Below are 15,827 nucleotides of genomic sequence, written 5' to 3' on the forward strand. Positions count from 1 at the left end.
CGGGGCTGTTTTCGTTTTGAGGCTCGATGGTCGATACTGGCTAAGGCCTGGCCGCCTCATCCGCCTTAAGAAAATCAACAAACGCGCGCAGCGGTGCAGGCACATGGCGGTGTCCGGGATAGTAAAGAAACGGACCCGAAAAGCGCTCCCACCACGGCTCCAGGATCGGTTCGAGAGCGCCACTGTCGAGATGCGGGCGAAGCCCCTCCTCGAAAAGATGAATGATACCGACGCCTGCAATCGCGGTTTTGACAGCCAGATCGCCCGCCGCGCCGGGCCTGACCACGAGCGGCCCTGGCGGGTCCAGCTGCACGCGCTCGCCGTCGCGCTCGAAGTTCCAGGTTGCCATCGCGCCCCCCGCGAACTGGATGCGCAGGCACGCGTGCGTGAGCAGGTCACGCGGGTGTGTGGGCCTGCCGTGCGTGTCGAGATAGTCCGGTGTCGCAGCAGTGGCGAAACGCTGCACACGCGACCCGATTGGAATCGCGATCATGTCCTGCTCGAGACGCTCGTCGTAGCGAATGCCCGCGTCGCAGCCGATCGACAGCACGTCGACAAACCCATCCTCGACGACGACTTCCACCCGGATGTCCGGATAGGCCTTCAGGAACGGCGCGATCACGCCAGGCAGGTCGATGTGCGCGACGCTCGCGGGCACGTTGAGCTTGAGCGTGCCCGACGGTTTGTCGCGAAAGCCGTTCAGGACGTCCAGCGCCGCTTCCATCTCGCTGAAGAGCGGCGTGAGCTTTTCGATGAGACGCACTCCCGCTTCGGTCGGCGCGACGCTGCGTGTGGTCCGGTTAAGCAGACGCAGCCCCAGCTTCGCTTCCAGACGGCGCACGGCAATGCTGAGGCTCGACGCGGAGACACCGCTGATCCGGGCGGCATCGCGAAAGCCGCCTGAGCGCGCGACGGAGATAAAGGCGGCGAGATCGTTCAGGTCCATGGCGATTGTGCATTTTTTTGAACAACCCGTATAAGTTAAACCGGTTTATTCAACACTGCAATCGCCGTCATACTGGCGCACACCCTTCCACGAGGAGCACGTCATGTCAAAGTCCACACCCGCAGCCACCTGGTCTCTCGCCGGTCACACGGTGCGTCGCATGGGCTACGGTGCCATGCAGCTTGCCGGCCCCGGCGTATTCGGTCCGCCGAAGGATCGCGAAGCCGCGATCGCTGTTCTTCGCGAGGCGGTGGCGTCGGGCGTCAATCACATCGACACGAGCGACTTCTACGGGCCGCACGTCACCAACCAGATCATCCGCGAAGCGCTGCATCCGTACCCGGACGACCTCGTGATCGTCACCAAGGTCGGCGCCGTGCGGGGCGACGACGCTTCATGGCTACCCGCGATGGAGCCGCAGGACATCGAGCGCGGCGTCCACGACAACCTGCGCAACCTCGGGCTCGACGCAATCGAAATCGTCAACCTGCGGATCATGGGCAAGGTCCACGCGCCATCCGAAGGAACGATCGCGAGACAGGTCGAGGCACTCGCCGGGCTTCAGCGCAAGGGACTCGTGCGTCACATCGGTCTGAGCAACGCGACGTCGGCCCAGGTCGCCGAGGCGCAGGGGATCGTCGAAATCGTCTGCGTGCAGAACCACTACAACCTGGTCCAGCGGGAAGACGACGCGCTCGTCGATGAACTCGCCGCCAGGGGCATCGCCTATGTGCCGTTCTTTCCGCTTGGGGGATTCACGCCGCTTCAGTCGTCGGTGCTGTCGGGGGTCGCGCAGAAGCTCGGCGCGACACCGATGCAGGTGGCGCTCGCCTGGCTTTTGCATCGCTCGCCTAACATCCTGCTGATTCCGGGTACGTCGTCGACAGGGCATCTGCGTGAAAACATGCAGGCCGCGCAATTGAGCCTGTCTGACGCGGTGCTTGAAGAACTTGAAGGCATCGGACGGGCTGCTTAAGGGAATCGAGCCGGGGAAGGTGTTTCGGGTTGGGCGCCTGCTTGCGAGGGCTTGCGACCCGAACACCTTATTCGCGTGCCATCGCCTTCGCGACGTGTTCAGCAAACGCCCTCACCTTCGCGGAATGCCTTCGCTCCTGCGGACTCACGAGATGAACCGGTATGGGCACCGTTTCCCATTCGGGCAGCATGCGCAGCACTTCTCCACTCGCCAGCGCTTCGTCGAAGAGCCAGGTCGGCGAATAGCCGATGCCCATGCCCGCGAGAATCGACGCTCGCATCACCTCACTGCTGTTGGTCTGCAGGTTGCCTTCGACGCGCACGACGCGCGTGGTTCCCGCCGGATCCGCCGCACCGGGCCCTGCCTTGAAACTCCACGCGTTGCGCATGGCCAGTTCGGTGTAGACGATACAGTTGTGATTCGCCAGATCGTCCGGAACGCGCGGTGCCTTTAAGCCTTTGGGCAGCGAACGCACGTAGCTGCGGTGGGCCATCAGCATCCGCTGGGCCGTTCCAAGCCGGCGCGCGATCAGGCTGCTGTCCGGCAGGTCGCCCAGGCGCACGGCGCAATCGATGCCCTGTTCGACAAGATCGATAAAGCCGTCGTGAAGACGCAGATCGATCTTCACACCGGGATTGCCCGCCAGAAACGACTGGATCAGCGGCATCAGCTTCAGGCGCCCGTAGCCCACCGACGCCGCGATCCGCAGCCAGCCCGTCAACTGCTGCTCGCCGCGTCGCAATGCGCCCTCAGCCTCGGCAATTTCGCCGACGAGACGACGCGCCTGCTCGAAATAGCGTTCACCCTCTTCCGTCAGCGCGAGCGAACGCGTGGTGCGCGTCAAAAGCCGCGCGCCGAGTTCGCGCTCCAGTGCCGCGACCTGTTTGCTCACCGCGCTTTGTGTCGTGTCGGACTCGTGCGCGACGGCCGAAAAACTACCTGCCTCCACCACGCGCACGAACGTCTTCATCGCCTGCAGTTTGTCCATTTTCCTTGCTCGATATATTCCTTAATGGAATCAGTCATATGAGCATACACCGTCTATATCACCCGGACGGAATCAGTCAAAGTGCAGTCATCGCATACGCGACACAACTCAACCCGAAGGAGCACTGACATGAACCCATCCGTCGTACTGATCACAGGCGCGCTTACCGGCATCGGCCGCGCCACCGCTCTGGCTTTTGCACGCGAAGGAAACCGCGTCGTCGTCAGCGGCCGTCGCGAGGAAGCCGGTCAGGCGCTCGCAGCCGAACTTCGCGCGCTGGGTGCCGACGCCGAGTTTTTACGCGCCGACGTGCGCTTCGAGGCTGAGGTGCGCAGCGTCGTCGAGCAGACGGTCGAGCGTTTCGGCCGGCTCGACGTCGCGGTCAACAACGCTGGCACAGAAGGAGAACTCGCGCCGATCGTCGAACAGTCGGCGGCCAATTTCGAGGACACGTTCTCGGTCAACGTGCTTGGCACGCTGCTGTCGCTCAAGCACGAGATGCGCGTGATGCTTGCACAGGGCGCGGGCTCGATCATCAACCTTTCGTCGATCGCGGGCCAGGTCGGCATTGCGGGCGCTTCGGTCTATGCGGCCAGCAAGCACGCGGTGGAAGGCCTGACGAAGAGCGCGGCACTCGAAGGCGCCGCTGCGGGCGTGCGCGTCAACGCCGTGGCGCCGGGCCCTGTTGCCACGCAAATGCTCGAACGCTTCGTTGGTGGCAACGAGGAAAACAAGGCCGGTTTCCTCGCGAGCGTTCCGGCGCGACGCGCCGCGATGCCCGACGAGATCGCCCAGACCATCGTGTTTCTCGCGAGCGACAAGGCGCGTTATCTGACCGGGCAAAGCATCGCTGTCGATGGCGCTTATACGGCGCAATAGCGCACTGTCTTTGCCGCTCACTTCGTTTAGCTGTGTATTTTCTTCTTTAGGGAGCATCACCATGACGACCATCAACGTCCCGACTCGTGATGATGTCTCCCGTGCAACCCAGACCATCTTCGACAAGCGCAATAGCAGTCTCGGCACAGTACACAACCTGTATGCGACGCTCGCGCATTCCGGGCATGCACCCGGCAACTACCTCGCCTTTCAGAACGCGAAGTGCATGATGCACGCCACCTGAGGTATGGCAACACGCGCTGTAGAATTTCAACACGTTCTATCGTCAGCAGAGGTAATTGCCATGAACAGGATCGATCTCGCCAGCGTCTACCAGGGCTACATTGCCTGCCTGAACGCACAGGACTGGCCGAAGCTGGAACAGTTCGTTCACGAGGACGTGTACTACAACGATCACCTGATCGGATTGTCAGGGTATCGCGAGATGCTGGAGCGGGACTTCCATGAAATTCCAGATCTTCATTTCAACATCCAGTTGCTGGTTGCCGATTCGCAGCATGTAGCGAGTCGGCTGGCCTTCTCCTGTTCGCCAAAGGGAACGTTCCTTGGGCTCCGTGTGAATGGGAAGAGCATTTCCTTCACGGAGAACGTCTTTTATCGATTCCGCGACGACAGGATCGGGCAGGTATGGTCCGTCATCGATAAAGCGGCTATCGAAGCGCAGCTTTAACGCAAGTTCCATGCAAGAAGACCCGGCGCATAACGCGTTAAGGATACGAGCAGAGCGTCGTCCTGGCCATGGCATGGTCGCAGGAAACCAGATATTCACTTTGCCGTTAATCCGGAATACACTGAATTCACCCTTTCCCTCCACCTGACCTTCGCCATTCTTCGGTAACAGTTGCTTTTGTCGTGCTCAGCGAGCCGAAGCAAACCGGATCGGTTCGTGCCCAACATCATTCGAACGGGACGACTCATCATGGCTGATACGAGCTACATGGCACGGAAATCCGTGGCCGATATTGTAGGAAGCGCCGGCGAGGAGGGAAGCCAGGCACTATCGAAAACACTGGGCGCCACCAGCATCACGGCGATGGGCATCGGCGCCATCATCGGCGCCGGCATCTTTGTCCTGACCGGCACCGCCGCGGCGCAGTTCGCCGGCCCAAGCATCGTGCTGTCCTTCGTGCTCGGCGGTATCGCGTGCGCGTTCGTCGGGCTTTGCTATTCGGAACTGGCAGCCATGTTGCCCGTATGCGGCAGCAGTTACACCTACACCTATGCCACGCTGGGTGAAATTTTCGCGTGGATCATCGGCTGGGACCTGATCCTCGAATACGCGATGGGCGCCGCCACTGTCGCGGTCGGCTGGTCCGGCTATATCGTGAGCCTGCTGCACAACGTGGGAATCAGCATCCCGCCCACGCTGGCCGCCGCACCCGGCACCGTCATCAAGCTGGCCGACGGCACCACCGCGACGGGCATCGTCAATCTGCCCGCGATATTGATCATCGCCATTCTGACGACCCTGCTCGTACTCGGCACGAAGGAATCCGCGCGGCTCAACAACATCATGGTGGCGGTCAAGCTGACCGTGGTGGTGGCCTTCATCGCGCTCGGTATGTTTTTCATCAAGCCGGCGAACTGGCATCCGTTCATTCCGGCGAATACGGGCGAATTCGGCAACTTCGGCATGAGCGGGATTCTGCGCGGGTCGGCCGTGGTGTTCTTCGCGTTCATCGGTTTCGATGCGGTTTCCACCGCCGCACAGGAAGCGAGGAGGCCGCAACGGGACATGCCGATCGGCATCCTGGGATCGCTGATCATCTGCACCGTGCTGTACATCCTCGTCGCGGGGATCCTCACCGGGCTTGTGCCTTATGGTGAGCTGAATGTTCCCGATCCGATCGCCAAGGGCGTTGACGCCATCGGCCTCACCTGGTTCTCCATCCTGATCAAGATCGGTGCGCTGACGGGACTGACCACCGTGATTCTCGTGCTGCTATACGGACAGAGCCGCATCTTCTTCACGATGTCGAAGGACGGCCTGCTGCCGCCGCTTTTCGCGCGCGTTCATCCGCGTCTTCAGACGCCTCATCTGAGCCAGATCCTGATCGGCACCATTGTCGCGATCGTCGCGGCCCTTACGCCGATCAGCGTGCTGGGTGAGATGGTCAGCATCGGCACGCTGTTCGCGTTCATCCTCGTGTGCGGTGCCGTGATCTATCTGCGGCGCAGCGACTCCGATGCTTCACGCCCTTTCCGGGTGCCTGCCGTACCGGTCGTGCCGATCCTCGGGATCCTGTTTTGCCTGTTGCTGATGGCGGGACTGCCGCTCGTCACCTGGATGCGGCTTGTCGTATGGCTGGTGATCGGGATGACCATCTATCTTTCGTATGGCCGGCACCATTCGACGCTGCGCTTCCCCGAGCGCCGGTGAGCATGGGTAGCGCCGGATTGGCGCTACCGTAATTTTTCTCACATCCCGACGAAAAATTCTCGTTTTGGCGCCGGGTTCCATCCACCTAAACTGGGATGTGAACGGTAGCCACGACGCAGCGTCGCTGCGTCGTTACGTCCTGGATGATGGGGGTTTTCTCGTGAACATGACTTTGTTTGAGATTCCGGCTGTAGTGGTTATTCTAAGTATCGTTTGTGCCGTAGTGGTCAGGGCATTTGTGTCGTCGCGCTCGGATAGCGTCGATCTGTTCATGAGACGGAACATGACGGATGACCGGGAGAGATATCTTTAGCACCAGCATGCTGCTGTATCCGCTACACAAGAAATCATTGCGCGTCTGCCGCATTCATTCGCGAGCCGAACGCCCTAACCTGCCGATCCGGATTAAAGCGCGCCGCCCAGATGAAGCAGCACGAATAACGTTGCAGCGCCCGCGATGAGAATCAGCGCGTTGATTCGTGTCGTCATGACGATCCCGGTTGCAACCAGGGCGGTGACCTGCGCGATCCAGCCGCCATCCAGTTCTTTCACCAGCACATAGACGGCTGCCAGGATCAGTCCCGCCGCCACGGGGCGAAGCCCCGACTGCAACGCGTTCTGCCAGCGTGCGCCACGATGCTTCGTCCAGAGATGCGCGACGCCGTACATCATGAACGCGGTCGGGCCAAAGAGCGCGAGTGTCGCGACAACCGCGCCCTGAAGTCCACCGACCTGCCAGCCGATCAGGGTCGCGAGCAGCGAGCCTGGCCCCGGCGCGAGCCTTGCGATGGCGAAGTCGCTGACAAACTGAGCGTGCGTCATCCAGTGATGCACGTCGACGACCTGTCTCTGGAGATCCGCGATGATGGACTGACCGCCCCCGACCGTCACGATCGACAGGGGCGCGAAGACGGAGAAAAGCGCGATGAGTGTTCGGGACAAGGGTTATTGCTCGTGAAAAGACAGGGGCCGTTGACTACTCGCGTCGGGACAGGCGCACATATTCGAAGCCGACGCTAAGTGTTCCGGCTACCAGCACGGTCCAGACGAGTGGCACGGCGAGGATCGCGACCGCAATGAACGTCCCGATGAAAATCAGAATCGGAAAGACGCGGCGCGGCAACCGGCGTACCGCGGTGATCGCCATTGAAAGGGAAAGGCCAATTGCACCGGCCGCCGCGCCCGCCAGTGCAAAACGCGTCAACGAGAAACCCGCCATCGCCGAGAAGAAGACACCCAGGATGACGATCGACACCGCCGGCGGAAAGATGATTCCAGCAAACCCGACAACCGCGCCTCGCCAGCCAAGCAGGCGGTGCCCAATCCAGATCGCCAGGTTTTTGATGTTGACACCCGGAAGCGCCTGCGAGAGCGCGAGCCCGTCAAGGAACTCTTCCTCCGTGAGCCAGTGCCGGTCGTGGACAAATTCACGCAGGAACCAGCCACTCAGTCCGCCACCAAAGCTCGTGAGCCCGATTCGCGCAAAGATCAGAAAGAGCTCGAGCGTCGTTGGCATTGCAGCCGGGCGCGATGGCTGCCCGCCCGTCGTTTGGCCTGGTGAGCGCTGTTCATCTGGCGCCTGCGTGTCGACATTCCTGGTCAAGGTTAATCCTCCCGCACGCATCGATCGCGCTCATGAGATAGCATCCGCGCGCCGCCGTGCTGATCGAGGAAGTATCCCACAGTGAATCATCCGACGACCGGAGCGATAAAGTGAATGCCCGCAATCCGGCATTCAATCGCGCCGTATTCAAGCGCGGCGAAGCGCGCGGACTCGTATCAGCGAGGCAATCCGCGAGAGAAAGCGCCAGCGTCACGTCTTTTCGCTTTTCTCCACTTTCGCCCGGGTCTTCGCAGGCGCTTTCTTCTTCAATTTGCTCTGGTTGAAATCGATAGCGGCACGGACGAGTTTCTTTAGTGCGCGGTCATTAATCTCGTCGCCTTCGAAAAAATCGATCGCCCGTCTCGCGTTGCCTTCAAGGCCCGCGTTGAAGAGTCCGTCAGGATCCGGGATGCTTGCCCCGTGCATGAAGGTAAGCTTCACCTTCCCTTTGTGGGCATCGGCAACCGCGATTATTCCGTCGCGGGACCACACCGGGCTTCCCATCCACTTCCATTCCTCGATGATCTCCCGGTCCGCCTCGAGGATGCTCTTGCGGATACCGGCAAACGTCTTGCCACGCCAGTCCGTCAGCCCAGCGACCAGTGCGTCGATATTTTCCGATGGATTCATTGGATCTCCATGCCTTGAATTCAGGTCCAGTTTCAAGCGACAACGATAACAATGTCATGGCCACGTTATCCAGGTGAGCACTACCCATCGTCCGCGCAACGTGATCAGATCCCAGGCGCAACAGTTATTCGTGCGGTCATGCCAGCAGGAAAACGCGCGTGCAGTCAGGTATTTGCCACCAGCAGTTCTTCTGCATTGTCTGGCGGGCGCAGATCATCTGTCCTGCCTGTGAAGTAACGCCGGGCAAGATCGGCCGCCGGGACGTGCCGTGCCTCTCCAAAGCCCGCATCATGGGCCAGCGCCAGGATTTCCTGCGGGGTGAAGAAGCTGAGAAAAGGTGTCCCGCTTGCCCGCGCGCCCTTCTCCGCCATCTCAAGGCCGGGACGCACCTCGGGGCCCGCCAGCTCCAGCGGGAGCAGGAACGTCATGGCAAGCGTCGACCCAGGAGCGAGCACCGCGACCTCGCGCAGCGCGGCCGCGTTCGCTTCGCGGGTGAGATACATGCTCACGCCGGTGGAGACCACGATCGCCGGCTTGCTGTCATCGAAGCCGGCCGCCACGAGCCGGTCCCGCCAGCGCTCCCCCGCCTCGAAATCGACCGGCACGAAGCGCAGCCAGTCCGGCACGCCGAAGCCGAGCTCGATCAGGCGCCGACGCTTCCATGCCTGAGGAGCTGGCTGGTCGATCTCGAACACATCAAGGCGGGACGCAATCTCCGGCCTGCGCTGTGCAAAGCTGTCAAGGCCCGCGCCGAGGATGACATACTGGCTCACCCCGCGACCGGCCTGCTCCACCACGAGATCCTCGATGAAGCGGGCACGCGCCACGATGGAAGCGCGAAAGGGCCGCGTGAACTGCGGGTCCATGTCGCCGCGCTCGCGCCAGTTCCCGTCCGGGGACAGCAGCTTGAGACCGACTGTGTCTTCCAGCACGGGCGGCGGGGCGTCGACCTCGACGTGCAGCGCGCGCCACAAGGCGACTCGCGCTGCTGTGCTGTCCGGCACTTCATCTCGCCTGTCGTTCATGACCTTGAATCCTGTTTGTTCGTCTACGCCTGAAGCTCAAGCTGAAGCCGACCTGCCAGTATCATGCCGCGCAAGGCAGGAAAGCGCTGCCGTTGCAGCGCCTTCAGGCAATTGATAGAGAACGCGTCACACAGCATCCGCATGTAGAAATGCGGCAAGCAGGAAGAATATCAAATGTCGTGCCGAAGACACGACATGGCGGCCGCGACGCATCGGCATCGCGCCCCACGCGTCAGATCGATTTCACTTCCCCGCCATCCATCCTCAACGCCGAGCCGGTCATCCAGCGCGCAGCAGGCGACACGATGAACGCCATCAACTCAGCGATCTCCTCCGGCGTGCCATACCGCGCGATACCTGCTTCAACGGGAAACTTCGCCGTCGCCTCTTCGACGGTCATGTTGTGCAGCGGCGCCCAATGCTCCAGATAGGACTGCCGGCGGCCAGTCATCACGGGTCCCGGCAGCACACTGTTGACCTGCACGCCGTCGGCGATGCCGCGGTCCGAGAACGCTTTCGCGAGCGCAATGACCGCCGCGTTGATCGTGCCCACAGCCGCATAAGGCGCCTTGGGAAACAGCGCCGAATTGCCCGACATCAGCACGACCGACCCTGAACTCTCCTTCAGCGACGGCCACGCCGCGATCGTCAATCGTCGCGCGCCGTGAAGCTTCAGCGCGAGACCGCGGTCCCATTGCTCGTCGGTCATTTCAAACACGTCGATCTGCGGCACCGCGCCCGCGATGTTGAGCAACGCGTCGATCTGCCCGAACGTCGCGAGCGTCTCGTCGACGACTTGCCGTGCGGCGTCGGGTCGGGACAGGTCGACATCGATGACAAGCGGCTCCGCACCGGCCTTCTTCACCTCGATCGCGGTCTGTTCGAGGTTCCCGCGGTCGCGCGCGACGAGAATGAGCGAATCAAAATCCCGCGCGAGCCGGATAGCGGTCGAACGACCGATCCCCTGGCTCGCGCCCGTGACGATTGCGACTTTTCTGGACATTTCAGTTTTCCTTGAATTGCGGATCAACGATGGCAATGCACGACCACCGTCTTTCCACCAACTTCACTGGCTTCCATCACGCGATGTGCGTCGCGGATTTCATCGAGTCCGAACACGATTGCACACATGACTGTTCTCCTGCGCGTTGATGAGACTGCTGTCGATGCCGACCGCGGGACGCGTCAGTGGCTGAGAAAATCCGCGATGGCCGCAGCGATCTCCGCGGCGTGCGTCTCCAGCGCGAAGTGGCCGGTATCGAGGAAGCGCACGACGGCGCCCGGCATGTCGCGCCTGAATGCGTCGGCGCCCGCAGGCAGGAAAAACGGATCGTTCTTCCCCCACACGACGAGGAACGGCGGCTGATGCGTGCGGAAATACTGCTGGAACGCGGGGTACAACGCGACATTGCTTCGATAGTCGCCGAACAGATCGAGCTGAATCTCGTCCGCACCTGGCCGGCTCAGATAGAAGTCGTCGAGCGAGTAGCCGTCGGGCGACACGGTCGCCGTGTCGTACACACCATGCGTGTACTGCCAGACCGTTGTCTCGTGCGTCAGCATGACACGCAGCGCTTCACGATTGGTGCGCGAACCGTCCTGCCAATAGGCGCGGATCGGATTCCATCCGTCGCTCAATCCTTCTTCGTAAGCGTTGCCGTTCTGCGAAATGATCGCGGTGATTCGTTCAGGATGCCTGAGCGCGAGACGGAATCCAGTTGGCGCGCCGTAGTCGAATACGTAGAGCGCAAAACGATCGAAACCGGTCACCTCGGTGAAGCGGTCGATGACATTGGCGAGGTTGTCGAACGTGTACGCAAAACTGTCCCGGTCGGGCATGTCGGACTGCCCGAATCCGGGCAGATCCGGCGCGACGATATGAAAACGGTCAGCGAGCTTCGGAATCAGGTCGCGAAACATGTGACTCGAACTGGGAAAGCCGTGCAGAAGCAGCAGCTTCGGAGCGCCAGGGCGACCGGCTTCACGATAGAACACCTTGAAACCGTCGACATCGGCATGGCGATACGCAATTGAACTCATGGTCTCCCTCCACAGGAGAAAAGCAACCAGCTTGCATGGACCAGGGTAAGTGCTTTGCATGGGATCAGCGTACCGCGCATGGGGCCGAAGTAAGCGCTAAAGCGCTAACTCCGGCCGACACGCGAACGCTGATCGACAGCCAAAGCGCCAACGCTGGCGACAGGGTCATGTGAGCGATGAAACGCGCCTTGCGATTCCCGCCATCGCAGGCGGTGGGTACCCCTGGCGCGAGGAAACCGACTGGACCGCTTCGACGATCACATCGGTCACGGCGTCCGGAGCCGTCACCATCGGCGTGTGATCGACCTGGTACGAATGCACGTGTGCATTCATACGACGTGCCATGAAGCGCTGGGTATCGGGGTCGATCATCCGGTCCTGGCCGGCGATCAAAAACCAGCTCGGGCGGTCTCTCCACAGCGGACGCCCGACTGCTTCGCCGATGCACGACACCGCAATGGGACGCTGCACCGCGGCAAGCACCGCCAGCTCTTGCGGCGCTCCATCCTGCGCGAACGCAGCGGCGAACGCGTCGTGCGGCAGCCATATCAATCCGTGCCGATCCGGGGCAAGCTGCGGCGCCTGCGGATGCACCTCGCCTCGGTAGAACACGTCGCCCACTGTTTCCCCTTCGTCGGGCGCGAGCGCCGCCACGTAGACCAACGCCGCGACGCGGTCTGAACGGGTCGATCCGATCACGGCGCCTGCATATGCATGGCCTGCCAGCACGACCGGGCCTTCGATCCGTTCAAGCGTCCGGTCGAGCGCGGCCACGTCGTCACTCAACGAGGTGAGTGGCAGCGGAGCCGCGATTGCATCGATGCCCCGCCCCTTCAGACGATCGATCACCTTGGTCCAGCTTGATCCGTCCGCCCATGCGCTATGCACGAGCACCGCGCTCACATTGCCAGAAGACATGTCCTGCTCCTTTCAGAAAAGTGGAGACTGCCCGTGACACAAGGCTTTTCTACGCCACATCATGTAACCTGTTTATCGATATTTTATAGGTTACTCATTGATTTGGTAACTTGTCAACATCATTTTTAGCGGTTACGATTCGGCTATCGTCATTTCACTTTCGTCACGACAGATGGACTACCGTCACATTCCCGCGATATTCCTCGCCGATGCACCGGGCCTCGATTTTCTGAACTCGGTTGCGACGCCTGTCGATGAAGAAGTCGACTGGATCAGCGATGGCGAAGGCCTGCTTGGCTGGCTGGAACAGGCTGAACTGGTGCCGCGCGCCGCGCTTGCGGCGATGCGGTCGCAGGCCACGCCGGCCGAGCTGGACGCGGTGGCGGCGCAGGCACGCGCACTGCGCGAATGGTTCAGGGGATTCGTCCAGAAGAGAAAGGGGCGGCCGCTCGCCGCCAGGGATTTGCGCGAACTCGCCCCGCTGAACCAGTTCTTCGAGCGCGACGAGCAATACGGAGAAATCGTCGTCGATGCCACTAACGGCGTACCGGTTTTCGGATTGCGCGCGAACCGGCGCTGGAAGTCGCCGGAGTCGCTGCTGATGCCCATTGTCGAGGCGTTGGCGAGGCTGGTGTGCGACGAGGACTTCACGCACGTGAAGGCATGTGAAGGCCCGCGCTGCACGTTGATGTTTGCCGATCACACACGGGGCCACGCGCGCCGGTGGTGCAGCATGGCGATTTGCGGTAACCGCGCGAAGGTGGCGGCTCACCGCAAGCGGCTCAAGGAGCGTGAGCGTTGAGCTGACGTCGAATGCGTGGGATGCAGCGGAGGGCGTGTTATTCCGGCTTTCCGACGTGCTGGATCGATCGCAGCGGCAGCGTCTTCGAAGCAATGAGCCAGATGCCGGACTGGCGACTGGCTGGTCTCGACGAATTGCCGCCGCTATTCGATAGCCGTGACTCTCCCCTCAGCCAAACGTGAACGAATACGCTTCGACGCCCGGATCCAGAAACTCGATCGAAAACGTATGGTCCTTGATGTCACCCGTTTGCCGCACCAGTTGATAGAGCCGTTGCTCCGTCACCGTGCCCGTGCCGTCGGCGCTCACATCGCTGCCGTGCGCATTGCCGGGCGCGGCGCCATCGATGCTGACGCGAAACCGCACGGGCTTGCCGTCCTTTTCCGGACCCAGCACCAGATGCAGGTCGCGAGCGTGGAAGCGGTAGACGATCTTTCCCGACGATGCCGCGAGCGTCGCGTGTTCGGCACCGACGCGCCACTTGCCGGCGAGACCCCAGTCGTTTAGCGCAGGCTGTGTGGGCGCGGCGTATGTATGCAACTGGTCGTCGGTTTCGCCGCCGGGTGACGCGAAGTTCTCGGCACGCGCATAGCCGATATAGGTTTCCGGCGACTGCATGTCGTGATTGTCGGCAGCGGCCTCCACGCCTGTCACGTCGGCATGGGTGAGCCCTGTCGCGATCTTCGCCGCATTCGCGTGACCGGCTTCCGTCAGCAACTGCTGGATCACCCTCTCCGACTGCGCATAGTCGCCTTCACCGAAATGGTGGTAGCGGATACGCCCCTGCGCATCGACGAAATAATGCGCCGGCCAGTACTGGTTGTTCAGCGAGCGCCAGATGGCGTAGTTGTTGTCGATCGCAACCGGATAGTCGATACCGAGGTCGTGTGTCGCCTTCTTCACGTTGTCGATATTGCGCTCGAAGGCGAACTCCGGCGCATGCACCCCGATCACGACCAGCCCCTGATCCCTGTACTTGTCCGCCCACGCCTTCACGTACGGCAGCGTGCGCAGGCAGTTGATGCACGAGTAGGTCCAGACATCGATCAGCACCACCTTGCCGCGCAAACTTTGCGCGCTGAGCGGCGGCGAGTTGAGCCATTGCACCGCACCCGTCAGCGGCGGCAGCACGCCTTCGACCGGCAGCGGCGGCGCATCCTCGGGCGCGGCTTGCGCCGTACGCATCATCGCACCCGACGAAGCAACCCTCGCGCCGCCCGTGCCTTTATCCGCGTCAGCGGAAGTGCCGGAACCCGCGGCATCATTGGCCGCCATCATCGCGCCGCCGTTCGTCGTATTGCTCGGTGCGTTGCCCGCCGGCGTCGCACCCGGCGACAGCCGGTCGACCAGCTTCTGTTCGATGCCACCGGTCGCAACCGTCGAGATCCGCGTGAGAATCCCCGTGTCGAGACCGAGCGCGATCGCCACCACGCCACCCAGCATCGCCGCGCCGATGCCACGGCGAATCCACTCGCCGGCGCCCAGCGACCGTTTCATCGCCGTGAAGACGCGCCCGCCGATCAGCAACGCGACCGCGAGCGAGGTCGCAGCGCCAGCCGCATAGGCGACCAGCAGCAGCGTCGTGCCGACACTCGCGCCGCGCAGCGCGGCGCCGGTCAGCACGAGACCCAGAATGGGACCGGCGCACGGCGCCCACAGCAAGCCGGTGGCGATGCCGAGCAGAAACGACGAACCCGCGCGCACCTGCTGGCCGTCGGCCTGGGCAAAGTTCGAGAGCCGGTTGCCGGCGCTCACCAGGGGCCGCATCAGATGGTCGGCAAAACGCGGGAACAGCAGCGTCAGGCCGAATACGGCGAGCAGCGCGATGGCGAGCCAGCGGCCGTACTGGTTGGCCTGCGTGACCCAGCCGCCGCCGACGGCAGCAAGCGTCGCCACGAGGGCGAATGTCAGCGCCATGCCGGCGAGCAATGGCAGCCCGCTGCGAACGAAAGGCTGGTCGGCGCGCGCGAAGACGAACGGCAGCACCGGCAGGATGCACGGGCTGAGAATCGTCAGGGCGCCGCCAAGATAGGCGAGAACGATGAGTAGCATGACTGTTCCAGTGCGTTGTTTCAGGGGTTATCCGGGAGGTCGCCGGGGCTCAGGCTGCCGCCGGCGTAAAGCGCATCGCGAGCCCGTTCATGCAATAGCGCAGGCCGGTGGGCTTCGGGCCGTCGTCGAAGACGTGTCCGAGGTGGCCACCGCAGCGCCGGCAATGCACTTCCGTGCGCGACATGCCGAACGAGCCGTCTTCGCGCGTCGCCACCGCATGTTCGAGCGGCGCCCAGAAACTGGGCCAGCCCGTGTGGCTCTCGAACTTCGTGCGCGATGAAAACAGGTCGAGCCGGCAGCCGGCGCACGAGAACACGCCCGCGCGATGCTCGCTGTTCAGCGGGCTGCTGTAAGGCCGCTCGGTGCCTTCTTCCCGCAGAACGGTGTACTGTGCCGGCGTGAGCAACTGGTGCCATTGCTCATCCGTGCGCGTGAATTCGAAGTTTTGCGCGGGCTTGCCGGCCTCCGCCGGCGCCGCGGCGAGTCTCGGCCAGCGGCTCACGGCAGCCAGCGCCGCCACGGCCGCACCGCCCGAAAACAGAAAGCGTCTACGACTTTGCATGATGG

General features: G+C 62.3%; 17 protein-coding genes. 6 read left to right on the plus strand and 11 right to left on the minus strand.

Translation table 11 applies throughout. The annotated features are described in order from the left end of the window. Positions 1-40 precede the first annotated feature (40 nt). A complete protein-coding gene (locus BLV45_RS21395; RefSeq protein ID WP_090536182.1) occupies positions 41-946 on the minus strand; it encodes a LysR family transcriptional regulator in 906 nt (301 codons plus the stop codon). Positions 947-1,049: 103 nt separating this feature from the next. Here BLV45_RS21395 and BLV45_RS21400 point away from each other — a divergent pair, with 103 nt between their 5' ends. Then, positions 1,050-1,922 carry an aldo/keto reductase family oxidoreductase gene (locus BLV45_RS21400; RefSeq protein WP_090536184.1) on the plus strand — a complete coding sequence of 291 codons (873 nt, stop codon included), beginning with the start codon at positions 1,050-1,052 and terminating at the stop codon, positions 1,920-1,922. A 67-nt stretch (positions 1,923-1,989) separates the two neighbouring features. Here the strand turns inward: BLV45_RS21400 and BLV45_RS21405 are convergent, their stop codons facing one another. Then, on the minus strand, positions 1,990-2,910 hold the full coding sequence (locus BLV45_RS21405) for a LysR family transcriptional regulator (RefSeq protein WP_090536186.1): 921 nt from the start codon (positions 2,908-2,910) through the stop codon (positions 1,990-1,992). Between the two features lie 129 nt (positions 2,911-3,039). Here BLV45_RS21405 and BLV45_RS21410 point away from each other — a divergent pair, with 129 nt between their 5' ends. From BLV45_RS21410 to BLV45_RS21425, 4 genes are all read left to right on the plus strand, one after another. After that, positions 3,040-3,789 (plus strand): SDR family NAD(P)-dependent oxidoreductase, encoded by a 750-nt coding sequence (locus BLV45_RS21410; RefSeq protein WP_090536188.1) that lies wholly within the window; start codon positions 3,040-3,042, stop codon positions 3,787-3,789. A 61-nt stretch (positions 3,790-3,850) separates the two neighbouring features. Next, positions 3,851-4,033: a hypothetical protein gene (locus tag BLV45_RS21415; protein ID WP_090536190.1), complete on the plus strand. Its 183-nt coding sequence runs from the start codon at positions 3,851-3,853 to the stop codon at positions 4,031-4,033. 60 nt (positions 4,034-4,093) lie between these two features. Further along, on the plus strand, positions 4,094-4,480 hold the full coding sequence (locus BLV45_RS21420; RefSeq protein WP_090536192.1) for an ester cyclase: 387 nt from the start codon (positions 4,094-4,096) through the stop codon (positions 4,478-4,480). Between the two features lie 249 nt (positions 4,481-4,729). After that, a complete protein-coding gene (locus BLV45_RS21425; RefSeq protein ID WP_090536194.1) occupies positions 4,730-6,190 on the plus strand; it encodes an amino acid permease in 1,461 nt (486 codons plus the stop codon). 405 nt (positions 6,191-6,595) lie between these two features. Here BLV45_RS21425 and BLV45_RS21430 read toward each other — a convergent pair whose 3' ends face one another. From BLV45_RS21430 to BLV45_RS21460, 7 genes are all read right to left on the minus strand, one after another. Continuing rightward, positions 6,596-7,132: a chromate transporter gene (locus BLV45_RS21430; protein WP_090536196.1), complete on the minus strand. Its 537-nt coding sequence runs from the start codon at positions 7,130-7,132 to the stop codon at positions 6,596-6,598. A 34-nt stretch (positions 7,133-7,166) separates the two neighbouring features. Continuing rightward, positions 7,167-7,706 (minus strand): chromate transporter, encoded by a 540-nt coding sequence (locus BLV45_RS21435; protein ID WP_245753448.1) that lies wholly within the window; start codon positions 7,704-7,706, stop codon positions 7,167-7,169. A 297-nt stretch (positions 7,707-8,003) separates the two neighbouring features. After that, positions 8,004-8,423 carry a DUF1801 domain-containing protein gene (locus tag BLV45_RS21440; protein WP_090536200.1) on the minus strand — a complete coding sequence of 140 codons (420 nt, stop codon included), beginning with the start codon at positions 8,421-8,423 and terminating at the stop codon, positions 8,004-8,006. Positions 8,424-8,587: 164 nt separating this feature from the next. Continuing rightward, positions 8,588-9,448: a class I SAM-dependent methyltransferase gene (locus BLV45_RS21445; protein WP_090536202.1), complete on the minus strand. Its 861-nt coding sequence runs from the start codon at positions 9,446-9,448 to the stop codon at positions 8,588-8,590. Positions 9,449-9,680: 232 nt separating this feature from the next. After that, the gene (locus tag BLV45_RS21450; RefSeq protein WP_090536206.1) at positions 9,681-10,451 is read right to left on the minus strand and encodes an SDR family oxidoreductase; all 771 of its coding nucleotides are present in this window, start codon (positions 10,449-10,451) and stop codon (positions 9,681-9,683) included. 182 nt (positions 10,452-10,633) lie between these two features. Continuing rightward, on the minus strand, positions 10,634-11,488 hold the full coding sequence (locus BLV45_RS21455; RefSeq protein ID WP_090536208.1) for an alpha/beta fold hydrolase: 855 nt from the start codon (positions 11,486-11,488) through the stop codon (positions 10,634-10,636). 165 nt (positions 11,489-11,653) lie between these two features. Further along, positions 11,654-12,406: an alpha/beta fold hydrolase gene (locus BLV45_RS21460; protein ID WP_090536210.1), complete on the minus strand. Its 753-nt coding sequence runs from the start codon at positions 12,404-12,406 to the stop codon at positions 11,654-11,656. A 172-nt stretch (positions 12,407-12,578) separates the two neighbouring features. Here BLV45_RS21460 and BLV45_RS21465 point away from each other — a divergent pair, with 172 nt between their 5' ends. Continuing rightward, a complete protein-coding gene (locus BLV45_RS21465) occupies positions 12,579-13,208 on the plus strand; it encodes a CGNR zinc finger domain-containing protein (RefSeq protein ID WP_090536212.1) in 630 nt (209 codons plus the stop codon). A gap of 168 nt (positions 13,209-13,376) precedes the next feature. On the opposite strand, the gene BLV45_RS21470 is transcribed toward BLV45_RS21465, so the two are convergent. Further along, positions 13,377-15,260 (minus strand): cytochrome c biogenesis protein DipZ, encoded by a 1,884-nt coding sequence (locus BLV45_RS21470; protein ID WP_090536216.1) that lies wholly within the window; start codon positions 15,258-15,260, stop codon positions 13,377-13,379. Between the two features lie 49 nt (positions 15,261-15,309). Next, on the minus strand, positions 15,310-15,822 hold the full coding sequence (gene msrB / locus BLV45_RS21475; protein ID WP_090536218.1) for a peptide-methionine (R)-S-oxide reductase MsrB: 513 nt from the start codon (positions 15,820-15,822) through the stop codon (positions 15,310-15,312). Positions 15,823-15,827 lie beyond the last annotated feature (5 nt).

This window comes from Paraburkholderia sartisoli, from assembly GCF_900107685.1.
GTDB lineage: Bacteria > Pseudomonadota > Gammaproteobacteria > Burkholderiales > Burkholderiaceae > Paraburkholderia > Paraburkholderia sartisoli.

Coding starts and splice junctions, on each gene's coding strand:
- BLV45_RS21395 (WP_090536182.1), bottom strand. CDS start 946: ATGGACCTGAACGATCTCGCCGCCTTTATCTCCGTCGCGCGCTCAGGC.
- BLV45_RS21400 (WP_090536184.1), top strand. CDS start 1,050: ATGTCAAAGTCCACACCCGCAGCCACCTGGTCTCTCGCCGGTCACACG.
- BLV45_RS21405 (WP_090536186.1), bottom strand. CDS start 2,910: ATGGACAAACTGCAGGCGATGAAGACGTTCGTGCGCGTGGTGGAGGCA.
- BLV45_RS21410 (WP_090536188.1), top strand. CDS start 3,040: ATGAACCCATCCGTCGTACTGATCACAGGCGCGCTTACCGGCATCGGC.
- BLV45_RS21415 (WP_090536190.1), top strand. CDS start 3,851: ATGACGACCATCAACGTCCCGACTCGTGATGATGTCTCCCGTGCAACC.
- BLV45_RS21420 (WP_090536192.1), top strand. CDS start 4,094: ATGAACAGGATCGATCTCGCCAGCGTCTACCAGGGCTACATTGCCTGC.
- BLV45_RS21425 (WP_090536194.1), top strand. CDS start 4,730: ATGGCTGATACGAGCTACATGGCACGGAAATCCGTGGCCGATATTGTA.
- BLV45_RS21435 (WP_245753448.1), bottom strand. CDS start 7,706: ATGCCAACGACGCTCGAGCTCTTTCTGATCTTTGCGCGAATCGGGCTC.
- BLV45_RS21440 (WP_090536200.1), bottom strand. CDS start 8,423: ATGAATCCATCGGAAAATATCGACGCACTGGTCGCTGGGCTGACGGAC.
- BLV45_RS21445 (WP_090536202.1), bottom strand. CDS start 9,448: ATGAACGACAGGCGAGATGAAGTGCCGGACAGCACAGCAGCGCGAGTC.
- BLV45_RS21450 (WP_090536206.1), bottom strand. CDS start 10,451: ATGTCCAGAAAAGTCGCAATCGTCACGGGCGCGAGCCAGGGGATCGGT.
- BLV45_RS21455 (WP_090536208.1), bottom strand. CDS start 11,488: ATGAGTTCAATTGCGTATCGCCATGCCGATGTCGACGGTTTCAAGGTG.
- BLV45_RS21460 (WP_090536210.1), bottom strand. CDS start 12,406: ATGTCTTCTGGCAATGTGAGCGCGGTGCTCGTGCATAGCGCATGGGCG.
- BLV45_RS21465 (WP_090536212.1), top strand. CDS start 12,579: ATGGACTACCGTCACATTCCCGCGATATTCCTCGCCGATGCACCGGGC.
- BLV45_RS21470 (WP_090536216.1), bottom strand. CDS start 15,260: ATGCTACTCATCGTTCTCGCCTATCTTGGCGGCGCCCTGACGATTCTC.
- msrB (WP_090536218.1), bottom strand. CDS start 15,822: ATGCAAAGTCGTAGACGCTTTCTGTTTTCGGGCGGTGCGGCCGTGGCG.